This window comes from Aquimarina latercula DSM 2041, from assembly GCF_000430645.1.
GTDB classification, from domain to species: domain Bacteria; phylum Bacteroidota; class Bacteroidia; order Flavobacteriales; family Flavobacteriaceae; genus Aquimarina; species Aquimarina latercula.
On record NZ_KE387185.1, the window covers coordinates 629,328 to 645,419 of the forward strand.

10 protein-coding genes are annotated in these 16,092 nt (G+C 33.6%); 9 read left to right on the forward strand and 1 reads right to left on the reverse strand.

Features of this window, described 5'->3' with window-relative positions:
• Positions 1 to 19: 19 nt before the first annotated feature.
• The 4 genes from glmS to H526_RS0120640 all read left to right on the forward strand — a co-directional run bounded on the left by glmS (position 20) and on the right by H526_RS0120640 (position 9,463).
• Positions 20 to 1,867: a glutamine--fructose-6-phosphate transaminase (isomerizing) gene (gene glmS / locus H526_RS0120625; protein ID WP_027394762.1), complete on the forward strand. Its 1,848-nt coding sequence runs from the start codon at positions 20 to 22 to the stop codon at positions 1,865 to 1,867.
• Between the two features lie 202 nt (positions 1,868 to 2,069).
• Entirely contained in the window at positions 2,070 to 4,745 is a 2,676-nt protein-coding gene (locus tag H526_RS0120630; protein WP_027394763.1) for a TonB-dependent receptor, read from the forward strand.
• A gap of 332 nt (positions 4,746 to 5,077) precedes the next feature.
• Positions 5,078 to 7,843 (forward strand): TonB-dependent receptor, encoded by a 2,766-nt coding sequence (locus H526_RS0120635; RefSeq protein WP_027394764.1) that lies wholly within the window; start codon positions 5,078 to 5,080, stop codon positions 7,841 to 7,843.
• Positions 7,844 to 7,876: 33 nt separating this feature from the next.
• On the forward strand, positions 7,877 to 9,463 hold the full coding sequence (locus tag H526_RS0120640; protein ID WP_027394765.1) for an SGNH/GDSL hydrolase family protein: 1,587 nt from the start codon (positions 7,877 to 7,879) through the stop codon (positions 9,461 to 9,463).
• A gap of 57 nt (positions 9,464 to 9,520) precedes the next feature.
• Here H526_RS0120640 and H526_RS0120645 read toward each other — a convergent pair whose 3' ends face one another.
• Positions 9,521 to 10,795: a sterol desaturase family protein gene (locus H526_RS0120645; protein WP_027394766.1), complete on the reverse strand. Its 1,275-nt coding sequence runs from the start codon at positions 10,793 to 10,795 to the stop codon at positions 9,521 to 9,523.
• Positions 10,796 to 11,059: 264 nt separating this feature from the next.
• On the opposite strand from H526_RS0120645, the gene atpD reads away from it, so the two are divergent.
• From atpD to H526_RS29735, 5 genes are all read left to right on the forward strand, one after another.
• Positions 11,060 to 12,568: a F0F1 ATP synthase subunit beta gene (gene atpD, locus H526_RS0120650; RefSeq protein ID WP_027394767.1), complete on the forward strand. Its 1,509-nt coding sequence runs from the start codon at positions 11,060 to 11,062 to the stop codon at positions 12,566 to 12,568.
• Positions 12,569 to 12,654: 86 nt separating this feature from the next.
• Positions 12,655 to 12,930 (forward strand): F0F1 ATP synthase subunit delta/epsilon, encoded by a 276-nt coding sequence (locus H526_RS0120655; protein ID WP_027394768.1) that lies wholly within the window; start codon positions 12,655 to 12,657, stop codon positions 12,928 to 12,930.
• A gap of 76 nt (positions 12,931 to 13,006) precedes the next feature.
• Positions 13,007 to 13,819, forward strand: a complete 813-nt coding sequence (locus tag H526_RS0120660) for a LytR/AlgR family response regulator transcription factor (RefSeq protein WP_027394769.1) — start codon at positions 13,007 to 13,009, stop codon at positions 13,817 to 13,819.
• A 130-nt stretch (positions 13,820 to 13,949) separates the two neighbouring features.
• On the forward strand, positions 13,950 to 14,807 hold the full coding sequence (locus H526_RS0120665) for an alpha/beta hydrolase (protein WP_027394770.1): 858 nt from the start codon (positions 13,950 to 13,952) through the stop codon (positions 14,805 to 14,807).
• 153 nt (positions 14,808 to 14,960) lie between these two features.
• On the forward strand, positions 14,961 to 15,962 hold the full coding sequence (locus H526_RS29735) for a hypothetical protein (RefSeq protein WP_051336260.1): 1,002 nt from the start codon (positions 14,961 to 14,963) through the stop codon (positions 15,960 to 15,962).
• Positions 15,963 to 16,092 lie beyond the last annotated feature (130 nt).

Genomic DNA, 16,092 nt, shown 5'->3' on the forward strand with positions numbered 1-16,092 from the left:
CTGACAAAAAAATTAAACCATGTGTGGAATAGTAGGGTATATAGGTCATAGGGAGGCTTATCCAATTGTATTAAAAGGATTAAAGAGATTAGAATATAGAGGGTACGATTCAGCAGGAATCGCTCTGTACGATGGAGAGGATATTAAATTATCTAAAACCAAAGGTAAAGTAGCCGATCTGGAAGAAAGGTTAGTGAATGAAATTTCTACTAGTGGGAGTGTTGGTATTGGTCATACTAGATGGGCTACTCATGGAGTGCCAAATGATGTGAATTCTCATCCGCATTATTCCAATTCTGGTGATTTGGTAATCATTCATAATGGTATTATTGAAAATTATGAATCTCTTAGAAAGGAATTAATAAATAGAGGATATACTTTTACATCAGAAACAGATACAGAAGTATTAGTAAATCTGATAGAAGATGTAAAAACTAAAGAAGATGTAAAGTTAGGAAAGGCAGTTCAGATTGCCTTAAACCAAACAGTGGGAGCATATGCAATTGCTGTTTTTGATAAAAGAAAACCAGACGAAATTGTTGTGGCTAGGTTAGGAAGTCCCTTGGCTATAGGAGTTGGAGAAGATGAGTTTTTCATTGCATCGGATGCATCCCCATTTATAGAGTATACAAACAACGCTATATATCTTGAAGATGGTGAGATGGCAATAGTTCGTAGAAAAAAAGGTATAAAAGTAAGAAAAATAAAGGATGATAGTCTAGTTGATCCTTATCTTCAGGAGTTGCAAATTAATTTAGAGCAAATTGAAAAAGGTGGTTACGATCATTTTATGCTTAAAGAGATTTATGAGCAACCAAGTGCAATTAGCGACACATATAGAGGTAGGATAAGAGTTGCTGAAGGGATTATTAAAATGGCAGGAATTGATGATAATTTGGCTAAATTATTAAATGCCAAACGTATTATTATCATTGCATGCGGAACCTCATGGCATGCTGGTCTTGTAGCGGAATATATTTTCGAAGAGTTAGTACGAATCCCAGTGGAGGTAGAATACGCTTCTGAGTTTAGATATAGAAACCCAGTAATCCATCAAGATGATGTTGTTATAGCAATATCCCAAAGTGGAGAAACAGCTGATACTATGGCTGCTATTAAATTGGCCAAAGAAAGAGGGGCTTTTGTTTTTGGAGTTTGTAATGTGGTAGGATCTTCTATTTCTAGAGAGACCCATGCAGGTGCATATACTCATGCAGGACCTGAGATAGGTGTTGCTTCCACAAAAGCATTTACCACTCAGATTACCGTACTTTCTTTAATTGCGCTAAAATTAGCAGAAAGAAAAGGAACTATTTCTAATAGTGACTTCCATTATTATCTTCAGGAGTTAGAGCGCGTTCCAGAAAAAGTAAAGATTGCTTTAGAGTCCAATGAACATATAAAATTAATTGCAGATACGTACAAAGACGCTAAGAATTTCTTGTATTTAGGAAGAGGATATAATTTTCCAGTAGCTTTAGAAGGTGCTTTGAAATTAAAAGAAATTTCATATATCCACGCAGAGGGATATCCTGCTGCAGAAATGAAACACGGTCCTATAGCATTAATTGATGAGCAGATGCCAGTGGTAGTGATTGCAACTAAAAAAGGGCATTATGATAAGGTTGTTAGTAATATTCAAGAAATTAAATCTAGAAAAGGAAAGATTATTGGAATCGTAACTGAGGGTGATGAGACTGTAAAAGGACTTGCGGATCATGTAATTGAGATACCAGAAACTATTGAGTTTTTGACTCCCTTACTGACTACAATACCACTTCAGTTATTGTCATATCATATTGCAGTTATGTTGGATAAGAATGTAGATCAGCCAAGAAATTTGGCAAAATCTGTAACCGTAGAGTAGTAGATGTAAATAGACGAAATACATATTTTAAATGCAAAAAAGTACGATATATCGTACTTTTTTGCATTTAATCGATAAAAACTAATGCAAAAATTGTTATTTGACAACTTTTTTTAGTAGTTTCGCGGCCGAAATTATAAAGATTTCGTTTTTACAAATTTAAGTTGCCCCAACAAACTTAAGCCTTAAAAATAACCTATTTATGAAAAAAATTACTTTTATAATAGCGCTATTTACATGCGTTATTAGTAATGCTCAAACTGCAATTAGCGGTAGAGTAGTTGATGAATTTAATCAACCAATTCCAGGAGCTAATATCTCGTTGAAAGGAGATGCAATAGGAACAGTTACAGATTTTGACGGCCTTTTTACGTTAAAAGTAACAAAAAAACCACCTTTTACAATTATAGCAAGTAGTATTGGATATGAAGCTAGTTCTGTAGAGGTAACTTCAGAATCAGAAGAAGTGGTTATAGTTCTAACGGAAGGTAACGTTCTTGATTTGATAGTAATATCGGCTTCCAGAGCACCAGAACGTTTATTTGAATCACCAGTAAGTATTGAAAGATTTGGTGTTAAAGAAATTAAAAACACACCATCTGTTGATTTCTATGATGGTTTGGAGAATTTAAAAGGAGTAGATGTAAATACAAATAGTTTAACTTTTAAGTCTATTAATACCAGAGGTTTTGCTTCTTTTACGAATACTCGTTTTGTTCAATTAATTGATGGAATGGATAATACTTCTCCATCATTAAATTTCGCATTAGGAAACCTTATCGGAATGAATGAGTTGGATGTGGAAAATGTCGAGCTTCTTCCTGGAGCCTCTTCTGCATTATATGGAGCGAATGCCTTTAACGGTATTTTATTTATGACTAGTAAAAGTCCTTTCGAGAAGCAAGGTATTAGTGCTTATGCCAAAGGAGGTATTACATCTCAGGATGCTGCGGGTAATAATGAATTTTATGATGTAGGTGTAAGAGTAGCTCATGCTTTTACAGATAATTTTGCAGCTAAGGCAAACTTTTCATATTTAAATGGTACAGATTGGTTTGCAGTAAGTCGAGATAATATAGAAAACCCGGGATTAAGTAGAGAATTAGATCCTGCTTATAATGGATTAAATGTATATGGTGATGAGGTAAGAGCACTTCTTCCTGGAGCAGGAGTTGTTACCAGAACTGGATATAATGAATCTGATCTTACTGATTACAACGCTGAAAGTATTAAGTTTGACGGAGCGGTTCATTACAAACCTTTTAATGATGATTTTGAGATTATTTATGCAGGTAAATTAGGAAAAGGACAAACGATTTTTCAAGATTCAAACAGGTTTTCTTTAAAAAATTTCTTTTTTCAGCAACATAAATTAGAGGTAAGAAATGATAACTTCTTTGTAAGAGGATATATTTCTGCAGAAGATGCTGGAGATACTTACGATTTAAGATTTACAGGTATTAATATTAACAGAAGCTGGAAAAGCGATGAAGATTGGTTCGGAGAGTACGCGACTACATTCGCAACGGCAGTAGGTACAGATCAGGAAAGACATCAAGCTGCAAGAGCTTTTGCAGATAGAGATCGATTAGAGCCTGGCTCGGTTGGTTTTGAAAGTGCTTTTAATGAAGTAACTAGTACTCCAGATTTTCAAACGGGATCAAGATTTAAATCTAAAACGGAGTTAAGACATGTAGATGCTAATTATAATTTAGGTCATATCACAAATAATTTTGCTGATATCCAAGTTGGGGGATCGTTTAGAGAGTATTCCTTAAACTCTGCTGGTACGTTTTATACTGATTTTGATGGAGCAATTAACTACTCAGAAATTGGTGTGTATTCACAAATTCAGAAAAAATTATTAGACGATAGATTAAAGTTAACAGGGTCGGTTCGTTATGATAAGTCACAATTATTTGATGGTAACTTCTCTCCAAGATTTTCAATAGGATATACGCTTGGTAAGAATAGAAATCGTAATCTTCGTGCTTCTATCCAAACAGGTTTTAGAAATCCAACTACTCAGGATTTATATTTGGGACTTGATATTGGTGAGGGAGCAATTGTAGGTTCTGCACCGGATAATTTAGATCGTTTTACAAGGACAATAAATGGTACGGCGATAACAGGTCGTGCAGCTTATGAAAATTCGTATACCGCAGAATCTGTAGAAGCATTTATCAGGTCTGGTGGAACTGCAGATTTAGAAATCGCTAATCCAGATATTGTACAGCCAGAAAGAGTAACAGCTATTGAAATAGGATATAGAGCGGATTTTGGTAAATTTTTATTAGATCTAAGTGGTTACTATAATATGTATGAAGATTTTATTTCTACAATTGATGTAGTTAGCCCTTTAGCTGGGGGCGTAGGTACTCCAGAAGCTGAAGGAGCAATCGGAACAGGAAACTTCGCAGGTTTTCAAGCGATTACTAATTCTGATGTAGATATTAACTCTTATGGTGCTGTATTAGGTGTTAGTGCTAAAGTATTTGGAGATTTTGATTTAGGTGCAAGTTATAGCTATGCTAAACAAGATTTTGATCAAAATGAAGATCCAGGTTTTAGAACGAATTTTAACACACCTGAGCATAAGGTGAAATTAAATTTCGGACATGATAATTTATTTAGAAATTTTGGTTTCAATACAGCTGTTAAATGGAGTGAAGAGTATGTTTGGGAATCTGCATTTGCTGTAGGTGATGTTCCATCATTTACTGTTTTTGATGCGCAGGTTAATTATAGAATACCATCATTAAAAACTACTCTTAAGCTTGGTGGAACTAATATAGGAGGTAGTGAGTATTTTACTGCGGTGGGAACTGCTCCAATTGGTTCACTATATTACCTTGGATTGACAATTAATAATTTCTAGTTCAAATGAATATATTAGTGATAATAATGTAATTGACTTTTGATAAAGCATCTGTAAATCAGTTGTTTGTTAATTAAAAATAAGATTATTAGGAAGCCTGTCTTGATTTTAAGACAGGCTTTTTTGTGGATAAAAACAAAATAACATCATTAAATAACAGAGCACTATTTAATGATGTTATTTTATTTGAAAATCAATTATTAAAGAAACAAATAATGAAATAATCAAAATATGAGTATTAAGTTTATGAAAAACACATGATTTTAACTTTTTTTTAAAGAATTGACAAAAAAACGTATATTGTTGTCATAACATAAAAACTAATTTAGGATATGAGGACAATTACGTTAGTGATAATGCTTTTTTTAGGCATTATTTCTACTGCACAAACAACAATTAGTGGAAAGGTCGTTGATGATAATAATCAACCAATTCCTGGAGCGAACATTGCTTTACAAGGGGCTTCTGTAGGTACTGTTACCGATTTTGATGGATTATTTACATTAACACTGGAGGAAACCCCTCCTTTTACTATTATAGTAAGTAGTGTTGGTTTTGAGTCTATAAATGTAGATATTACATCTAGCTCAAATGATTTAACGATTACTTTAAAAGAAGGAACAGAATTAGATGAAGTTATTATCTCTGCTTCTAGAACACCCGAAAGAGTGTTTGAATCTCCAGTGAGCGTAGAGCGTTTTGGTATTAAGAAAATAAAAACTACACCAGCTGCTGATTTTTATGACGGATTAGAGAATTTAAAAGGTGTTGATATTAATACTAATAGTCTGACGTTTAAATCTGTAAATACTAGGGGATTTGCGGATTTTGCTAATACTAGATTTGTGCAGTTAGTAGATGGAATGGATAATTCTGCTCCTGCATTAAATTTTGTTCTTGGTAATCTATTGGGGATGACAGAATTGGATGTAAATAGTATAGAATTACTTCCTGGGGCATCTTCTGCATTATATGGAGCGAACGCTTTTAATGGAATATTGTTTATGACCAGTAAAAATCCTTTTGATCATCAAGGAATAAGTGCATATTTTAAAGGAGGTATTACTTCTCAAGATGCTTCAGGGGATAACGAGTATTATGATTATGGGATTAGAATTGCGCACGCATTTTCTGATAAGTTTGCTGCAAAAGCTAATTTCTCGTACTTAAGAGGTACAGATTGGTTTGCAACGAGTGAGGTAAGTGTGTCGGATGATAATATTACAGGTACTAGATTAGATCCTAATTATGATGGGCTTAATGTTTATGGAGATGAAGTAAGTACTAATATCAGAGGAGTTGGTGTGGCTTTAGTAAATCTTGGAGTGTTACCAGCTGGAGCAGAGAATTTATTACCTAATGAAGAAGTAAGTAGAACTGGTTATTTAGAAAGTGATCTAAATAATTACAACGCGGAAAGTATTAAGTTTGATGCGGCTTTACATTATCGTCCTTTTGCAGATGATTTCGAAATTATTTATTTAGGAAAAGTTGGTCGGGGAACGACGATTTACCAAGGAGCAAACAGGTACTCTATTCGTAATTTTTTCTTACAACAACATAAATTAGAGATCAAAAATGATAACTTTTTTATTAGAGGATATATTACAGATGAAGATGCAGGAGATTCCTATGATTCTAGATTTACAGGAATTAATATAAATAGACTATGGAAAGATGACTTAACTTGGTTTGGAGAATATGCGGGGGCATTTGCCCAAGCAACTCTTGCTGGTCAGTTGCCAGAACAAGCGCATTTAATCGCTAGACAAACGGCAGACACAGGAAGATTATTACCGGGAACACCAGAATTTGAAAGTGCATTTAATACAGTGACTACAGACCCTGATCTTGCTACAGGATCTAAATTTCAGGATGAGAGTCAATTGAGACATGTAGACGTTAATTACAATTTTAGTCATATTACAAAGAGCTTTGCAGACATTCAAGTAGGAGGGTCATTTAGAGAGTATAAGTTGAATTCTGCAGGTACTATATTTACCGATTTCGATGGTCCAATTCGTTATTCGGAATTTGGAGTTTATACACAGATCCAAAAGAAGTTAATTGATGATAGATTAAAAATAACAGGATCAATAAGATATGATAAATCCGAACTATTCGACGGAAACTTTTCTCCAAGATTATCTTTAGGATATACTGCTGGTGCTGATAGAAATCATAATATTCGTCTATCTGCGCAAACTGGTTTTAGAAATCCAACAACGCAGGATTTGTTTATAGGACTTAATGTTGGGAGAGCAATTCTTGTAGGATCTGCTTCGGAAAACTTGGATAGAGATGTTAGAACTTTTGATCTAAGTGGTGATGGTCAGTTATTAACTGGAAGTAGCACTGCAGACGTAGTTGGAAGGCAAGCTTATGAGAATTCATTTTCTTTAAACTCTGTGTTAGCAGGCACTCCTACAGTTTCAAATGTTGATTTAGTAGAGCCTGAAAAAGTTGTTGCGGTAGAGCTTGGATACCGAGGTAAGATTGATAAGTTTATAATTGATTTAAGTGGTTATTACAACCTTTACACTGATTTTATTTCTACAGAGAATGTCTTAGTTCCTCTTTATGGAGAGGTAGGAGATGGAACATTATCTCTTGCGGCTCTACAAAATGGCGATACAGAGGTATATCAGGCGTACACTAATTCTGATGTAGATATTAAGTCATTTGGAGGAACCATTGGAGTCGATACTAAGGTATTTGGTAATTTTGATATAGGTGTTAATTATACATTTACAAAGCAAGATTTTGATGAAAATGAAGATCCTGATTTTAGAACAAATTTTAATACTCCAGAACATAAAGTAAAGGCATCTTTTGGTAATACGAGATTATTTAAAAATTTTGGATTCAATACTAGTTGGACTTGGAGTGATTCTTATTTCTGGGAAGCTTCTTTTGGTGACGGAGATGTTCCGTCTTTTAATGTTGTGAATGCACAAATTAATTATACTATTCCTAAATTAAAAGCAACAATAAAAGGAGGTGCTACCAATATCCTAGGAGACGAGTACTTTACTGCTTTTGGTACTGGATTTATTGGATCTCAATATTATATCGGGGTATCTATAAATAATTTGTAAAATAATATAAACGATTTTAAGAAATAATAGATTATGAATATTCAATATAAATGGTTATTAATCTTAATAGTTTTTGGGATTATAGCTTGCGAATCAGATGATGATTCTGCAACCACAGAAGAAGTGGTACTGACTTCTGGAACAGCCGATTTTTCTACCTATGTTGCACTAGGAAACTCCTTGACTGCTGGCTTTACAGATGGAGCTTTATTTATTGAGGCACAAGAAAATTCTATGCCCAATATTCTGGCGCAACAATTTGCGTTGGTAGGAGGAGGAACATTTACCCAACCTTTAATGGGTGATAATATTGGTGGCTTTCTTTTTGGTGGTATGCCAATGGCGAATGGTAGTTTTGGACCTAGATTATATTTTTATAGTGATGTTAATCCAGATGATGACTTTGGTTCTGGACCTTATCCTTTGGGGATTGTTCCTGATATGTTAGACTTTACACCAGAAACGCCAGGAACAGAGGCTACAACAAATCTTGGTTCGAGCTTTAACAATATGGGAGTTCCTGGGGCTAAAAGTTTTCATTTATTAGCTAATGGATATGGTAATGCAGCTGGTTTAGCTTTAAACCCACCACTTGCGAATCCGTATTTTGTACGTATGGCATCAGAGCCAAATGCATCTGTAATAGAAGATGCGATGGATCAAAACCCTACGTTTTTCTCTTTATGGATCGGAAATAATGATGTGTTAGGATATGCATTAAGTGGAGGGGATGGAACAGATCCTATTACAGATAGCGGTACATTTGATGGTGCATATAATGCATTGATAGCTAGCTTGACATCTGGCGGAGCAAAAGGTGTAATCGCAAATATTCCAGATGTGACATCAATTGCTCATTTTACAACAGTACCACATAATCCAGTTCCATTAGATGCGGCAACTGCTGGTTTTTTAAATAGTGCTGGTGCTTATGGGGCATATAATGGTGGATTAGATGCAACTTTAGCTTTTTTAACTGCTAACCCAGCAACTCTAGGTGCTCTTTTTCCTCCTACCTCAGATATGACTTCTTTAGAATTAGCAACAGCTGAAGTAGCGAGAAGAAAAATTACCTTCAGTGAAGGTGAAGGCAATGCCGTTGTAATTATAGATGAAGATTTAACTGATTTAACGTCTATAAACGCAGCTCTTACGAATATGCGTCAAGCAACCGCGGAAGATTTATTAGTTTTAACTGCATCTTCTTTTATTGGTACAGAAGCTATTCCTGGAAATCCACAAACAGTAAATGGAGTAGCAATTCCTTTAGCGGATAGATGGGTGTTGACTCCAGAAGAACAAGAGACGATAGCTATAGCAACAGCAGGGTTTAATAATACAATTTCTGCTGCTGCGACACAAGCAGGACTAGCATTGGTAGATGCTAATGCTTTATTGGTAGAAGTTGCTTCTACAGGAATTACTTTTGATGATTTTCTTATACAGGATGATCTAGTATTTGGTGGAGCATTTTCATTAGATGGAGTGCATCCTACAGCTCGTGGATATGCTCTCCTTGCGAATGAAACTATGAAAGCAATTAATGCAACTTATGGTTCTAATTTGCCAATGGTAAAAGCGGTAGATTATCCTACGTTTTATTCGCCGATGTTACAATAGAATTCAAATGTTTTAAATAGAAAGCCAATAAAGAAATATTCTTCTTTATTGGCTTCTTTACATTGTAGGTCTACTTGTTCTAGTAACATACTTTCTTTCGATAAATTGAAAGTAAATTGATATTATAAATGATGAAATAATATATATGAATATTATAGTTGTCATTCCTGATAGTATTGCATCAATTCCAAACCAATTACCTTCTTTAGCAATGAAATATACCCCAAGGCTAAGTTTTATAAATTCTACGTAAATAGAAATAATGTTTCTGTCCATTAAGGAAGTATAAGCGAATATCGAAACAACTAAAAAGATTGCGTAGTTTATAATTTCTATAAAGTCAAGATCACCAAAGTTTATTAATAAGTAATATAGTAGCGCTATGGTAATTATTAATTGTATCCAAGACCATATTTTTAATAATAACGAGCTCTCTGTTTGATACTTTTCTCTTGTATAAGGGTCAGTAATGATTTTAATAGGATATTTTTCTTTAACATCTTCTGGTCTCCAACCAGTTGGCATATACCAAATTCTAATTTTATCAAAAGTATTTTTAGTTCTCCAGGCATCTTTAAATATCCCCCAAACATGTATGAAATTAATTAGAAACGGATTCCAGGTATTTACTTGTTTTTTGACACCATATACCGGTGGTTTCTCAAGAATCTCTTCTTGAAATGTTCCGAAAATCTTATCCCAAAAAATAAAAATTTGAGAATAATTCTTGTCAAGATACTCATCATTTATTGCGTGGTGAACTCTATGGTGTGATGGAGTAACAATGATATGTTCTAAAAGGCCCATTTTATTTATTAAGCGAGTATGATACCAAAATTGCGCGAATAAATGTATCGGAGCAACAAGAGCTACAACGCTTGCAGGGATGCCTAATAAGGCTAATGGTATATAAAGAAAGAAATAAATAGAAACTATAGCAGAAATACTTTGACGAAGCGCACATGCCAAGTTAAATTCTTCACTACTATGATGTATAATGTGTCTATTCCAAAATAGATTTATAGTGTGATTAAAACGGTGAGACCAATATCCTACAAAATCTAACCCTATAAATGTTAAGATATATACTAAAAGAGAAGATTCGATCTTAATTAATGCAATATGAGCTACCATCCAATCATAACTAATAATAATTACTGCTAGACCTGTTAAACTTCTTAAACTATCCGTAATACCAGAACTAATACTAGAAATGGTGTCCATAGATTGGTTTACCTGAACTCCTTTCCATCTACCGATTAAATACTCTATAAAAATTAAAACTATGAAACCTGGAATAGCATAAGTTAACGCTTCGGCATATGTTTCCATAGTTTAAAAAAATTAGAAATAGACTTTATGTTTGTAGGAAAATTACAATTTTATGATTTTAAAATCAAATAAAACGGTACTAAAATCAATACTTTTTAGACGGTATATAAACTTTAGATTTCAACATTGAAAAAACAAAATAAAAGAGGCTATTTTATTCATTTTAAAAGCCTATATTTGCAGCCTGAAAAAAGGTCGTATTCGATACATTCGGAAAAAGGGTCTTTTTAAATAGTTAAATACTAAACATTAAATAGTTATATAATGTCTCAAGTTACGGGTAAAGTATCACAAATTGTAGGTCCGGTTATAGACGTAGCATTCGCTGCCGGTACTGAATTACCAAAAATTTACGATTCGTTAGAAATTAATAAAGTAGACGGTACCAAGTTGGTGTTAGAGATTCAGTCTCACATTGGTGAAGATACTGTTCGTACTATTGCGATGGATTCCAGTGATGGATTAAGCAGAGGAATGGAAGCTGTTGGAACAGGAGCTCCAATTCAGATGCCTATCGGAGGAGATGTATACGGACGTCTATTTAATGTAATTGGTGACGCAATTGATGGTTTAGGAGATCTTCCTAAAGCAGGAGATAGTGGTCTTCCTATCCACCGTCAAGCACCAAAATTTGAAGATTTATCAACTTCTACAGAAGTTTTATTTACAGGTATTAAAGTAATTGATCTTATCGAGCCTTATGCAAAAGGAGGTAAAATTGGATTATTTGGAGGTGCTGGAGTAGGTAAAACAGTATTGATCCAAGAGTTGATTAACAATATAGCAAAAGGTCACGGTGGTCTTTCTGTATTCGCTGGAGTAGGAGAAAGAACTCGTGAAGGAAATGATTTACTTCGTGAGATGTTAGAGTCAGGAATTATCAAATATGGTGATGACTTTATGCATTCTATGGAAGAAGGAGGATGGGATCTTTCTAAGGTTGATAAAGAAGTAATGAAAGAATCTAAAGCTACTTTCGTATTCGGACAGATGAATGAGCCACCAGGAGCACGTGCTCGTGTTGCACTTTCTGGTCTTACGATTGCAGAATATTTCCGTGATGGAGCTGGAGATGGACAAGGAAAAGATGTACTTTTCTTCGTAGATAACATCTTCCGTTTTACACAAGCAGGTTCTGAGGTGTCAGCACTTCTAGGTCGTATGCCATCAGCTGTAGGATATCAGCCAACACTAGCTACAGAGATGGGTGTGATGCAGGAGCGTATTACTTCTACTAAGAAAGGGTCTATTACATCTGTACAGGCAGTTTATGTACCTGCAGATGATTTAACGGATCCAGCACCGGCAACAACATTTGCTCACTTAGATGCAACAACGGTATTATCTCGTAAGATTGCTGAGCTTGGTATTTACCCAGCTGTAGATCCATTAGATTCTACATCAAGAATTCTTACAGCCGATATATTAGGTGATGAACACTATAATTGTGCACAAAGAGTAAAAGAGCTTTTACAACGTTATAAAGAATTACAAGATATTATTGCTATCCTTGGTATGGAAGAATTATCTGAAGAAGATAAGTTAGCGGTAGGACGTGCACGTCGTGTACAACGTTTCTTATCTCAGCCCTTCCACGTAGCAGAACAGTTTACAGGTATCCCAGGATGTTTAGTAGATATTAAAGATACTATTAAGGCATTTACGATGATTATGGACGGTGAATTAGATCACTTACCAGAAGCAGCGTTTAACCTTAAAGGAACAATCGAAGAAGCTATCGAAGCTGGTGAGAAAATGTTAGCTGAAGCATAAATTAGTATAGAGAAGTTAGTACTGAAGTAGTGAGAGTGATTTTTCTCCTTATGTGCTAATTACTCAATACTTAATACTTATAAAATATGTATTTAGAAATAGTAACTCCAGAAGCAGTTTTATTTAGTGGCGAGGTAACTTCTGTTGCTGTGCCAGGTGTGAACGGAGAATTTCAGATGTTGGATAATCACGCACCAATAGTTTCTTTATTAGGAAAAGGAAATGTAAAAGTGTATGGAGATATGAATCTAGAAGAAGAAGTAGCAGAGAAGTTTTCTAAAGAAAATGGAGTTACACTTCTTTCTATCAATTCTGGAACTATCGAAATGAAAGATAACAAAGTAATCGTTTTAGCTGACTAAATGTATTTTTATTAGTTATTACAATTCTAAAGATTATTATATTTAATCCCTGTTATATACTAACAGGGATTTTTTTATGTTTTTTAATAAGTCTTTTCCATATTCTACGTCCTTTAGGGATCATTTACTGATTGCGACTATTTTAAGTTTTCTGGTAGTTTTTATACTAATTTTTTTACAGCCTTTTGGAGCAGGTAATTTTAATAACCCATATAAGAATCTTTATTTTATAGGATATGGTATTATCTCGTTGATAGTCTATATTGCTCTTTATTTTTCATCAAGTTGGTACTACGTTAGTAATAAAACATGGAAATGGAAAGAGGAGTTAGTATTTAGTTTTCTCTACGTTTCATTAGCTATTATTATTGCTTTTTTCTATACAGAACTATTTATAAATAAGAAACCAGAACATATTTATCTTGATTTTTTTGTGACTTGGTTTAGATTAATGTTTTTTGGTTTTGGAATAATTTTATCTATAGTATCTATGTTTGTAAGAAACTACTATGGAAAAACTAATGAGAGTGAAAAAGAAATTAATAAGGATTCTGATAAAGCAGTCTTGCTAAAAAGCTCTTTGAAAAAGGAATCTTTTTTGGTGGTATTAGCAAAAGTTATCTATGTTAAGTCAGAAGATAATTACGTGAACATTTATTACGAAGAAGGACAAGAGATAAAGAAGAAAGTAATGCGTAACACACTTTCTTCGGTATTTGATCAATTAGAAAGTATGATTAGAGTCCATAGATCGTATATTATTAATCCGAGTTATATTTCTTCATTAGAAGGTAATGCGCAGAATGGTAAAGTGCGTTTGGATAATATAGAAGAAGTCATTCCTGTGTCTAAAACTTATTTTGATGAGGTAAAATCCCATATGAATTGACCCCAGAAAAGTAAAATTTCACCACAAAAAATATTTCTCTACCACAGAAAGTATGTAATCATCACATTCTTTTTTTTGTGTGTAGTATAGCACGTTTATTTGAATCATTAAACGATTAGAAATATTACAAATGAAGACATTTATTAAAGCAGGAAAGATAGTTATCGCAGCAACAGTTCTCTTGATAGTTGGGAGTATACTATACATCAGATTTTCTAGATATACTGATGCAATGATTTATCACACCAATGGATTAGAATATGAAAGTTTTGAAACCTCTATGAATCATTCAGAGTACTATTTTGAAATTGATCAGAATACTCAATTACATGGAGTTCTTTTTAAACCGAAGACTCAGGATCCAATAGCTACTATTATTCATTATTCTGGTAAGGGTATGCATTTAATGGCATCCCAAAAGTATTATGAGATTTTAACGAAAAAAGGATTTCAAGTATTTAGTTTCGAACGTAGGAATTTTGGAAGATCTACTGGAGTAGCTGATAATTCATTAATGCTAAAAGAAGATGCTTTATATGTATTTGATAAGATCATAGTTGATGAGAATATGACAGAAAAACCAATAGTGATTTGGGGGCAATCATTGGGAGGATCATTTGCTATAATGAATGCAGCAGAGCGCAGTGATAAAATAGCTGGAGTAATTGTAGAGGGTACGTTTAATTCGTTTCCTGATATAGGAAAAGTATATGCCAAAGCAATAAACTTAGAAAACTTCAGATGGATGATACCATTGTTAATGAATAATGATTTTCCTGCTGAAAAGGAAATAAAAAAGATAAGTAAGCCAGTAATCATTATCCATAGTGATACTGATGAACAGGTTCCTTATGAGTTGGGGAAGAAGCTTTATGAAGCTTCAAATAAAACAAATACTCAGTTTTGGGAGATTAAAGGAAAGCATATTAAAGCGATATTTGATTATGAAGATGAATATGTTCAAAGGTTTATGGATGTAATAAATTGACTAGATGTTTTTTTGTTAAGTAATTTTTAAAGAAAGATAACATTCATAACTTTTGATCAATGTTAGTTTCATAAAGTCTTAAAGTTGAACTAAACCAAACTAAGAATTACAGTATTATTTTTAGTGTTTAACTAACTTTTAAATTACCAAAACATGAAAAAAATTCTTGCACTTTTAGTTTTAATTACAATCTTTTGTGGATGTGAATCAAATGAGGATATCTACCTTTTTGACGAGAAATTACCAGAAAATAAAAACTCTAATTTCTATTTGGATCTAGCTTATCAGCACGCTCCTGTACATTATCAAGATGTAGATCGCACAGGTTCTCATGGTTTAAGTGGAAAAGCAGATTATATTACTCGTTATGATTTCGATGGTGATCTTAATGCTAAAAATAATTGGGATAATATTGCCAATACTTCCAGAAAAGGAAATGCAGTGGGATATTATTCTGTGGTAGAAACAAGTACACATTACTTTATTACGTATGCTTTTTTTCACCCTAGAGATTGGACGGATATATGGTTTTTGTATCATTTTGATGAACATGAAAATGATCTGGAAGGAGTGCTTACTATAGTTAAAAAAGATAATTCTACTTATGGTAAAGCGATCGGAGCAGTAACGGTATTTCACTCCGATTTTTATTCTTATATGGCATCTAATTCTGGGTTAACCAATGGAAATGAAAGCATAGATGGAACTTTGACTACACAAAATCATAACGGAGTTAGTCGATTTAAAACTTCTGCCGAGGCAAAAGGTCATGGTGTCAAAGCACACGCAAAACAACAACCAGGAGGAAGCGATTATGTAGTATATTTTCCAAGTAAAACTACTAGCGAATACCCATCCGATATTTATGATAGAAACGTAAAATATAAATTAGTTAATATATTTGAAAATGGAGGTATGTGGGATCAGCGTTTTAATACTAATCTTTTTAGTAATGCTAAATCATTTCAGAAATCCTATGGTAATGGAAGCGCCAATGCGCCTTGGAATTGGGATGATAAAAATGACGGAGGCAATCAAGGTTTATTAGCAGGAGGTATTGCATATTATCCTGCGCATTTAGTGGATGAATATTTTAATGGACTAGGAAGTTTTAGTAAAACTTATATCTACAATCCATCCTTGGGGATAGAATAATCAAAAATAATGTTGAATGTATATAGAGGAGCCAAAGCATAGATGTACTTGGCTCCTTTTTTATATTATAATTGATTAAAAATTAGATTATAGTAAGAATTTTGTATAAAATTATGTTAAAGAGATATTT

What these genes read in the sequence shown, in the direction of transcription:
- glmS (WP_027394762.1), top strand. Translation starts at nt 20, where the DNA reads ATGTGTGGAATAGTAGGGTATATAGGTCATAGGGAGGCTTATCCAATT.
- H526_RS0120630 (WP_027394763.1), top strand. Translation starts at nt 2,070, where the DNA reads ATGAAAAAAATTACTTTTATAATAGCGCTATTTACATGCGTTATTAGT.
- H526_RS0120635 (WP_027394764.1), top strand. Translation starts at nt 5,078, where the DNA reads ATGAGGACAATTACGTTAGTGATAATGCTTTTTTTAGGCATTATTTCT.
- H526_RS0120640 (WP_027394765.1), top strand. Translation starts at nt 7,877, where the DNA reads ATGAATATTCAATATAAATGGTTATTAATCTTAATAGTTTTTGGGATT.
- H526_RS0120645 (WP_027394766.1), bottom strand. Translation starts at nt 10,795, where the DNA reads ATGGAAACATATGCCGAAGCGTTAACTTATGCTATTCCAGGTTTCATA.
- atpD (WP_027394767.1), top strand. Translation starts at nt 11,060, where the DNA reads ATGTCTCAAGTTACGGGTAAAGTATCACAAATTGTAGGTCCGGTTATA.
- H526_RS0120655 (WP_027394768.1), top strand. Translation starts at nt 12,655, where the DNA reads ATGTATTTAGAAATAGTAACTCCAGAAGCAGTTTTATTTAGTGGCGAG.
- H526_RS0120660 (WP_027394769.1), top strand. Translation starts at nt 13,007, where the DNA reads ATGTTTTTTAATAAGTCTTTTCCATATTCTACGTCCTTTAGGGATCAT.
- H526_RS0120665 (WP_027394770.1), top strand. Translation starts at nt 13,950, where the DNA reads ATGAAGACATTTATTAAAGCAGGAAAGATAGTTATCGCAGCAACAGTT.
- H526_RS29735 (WP_051336260.1), top strand. Translation starts at nt 14,961, where the DNA reads ATGAAAAAAATTCTTGCACTTTTAGTTTTAATTACAATCTTTTGTGGA.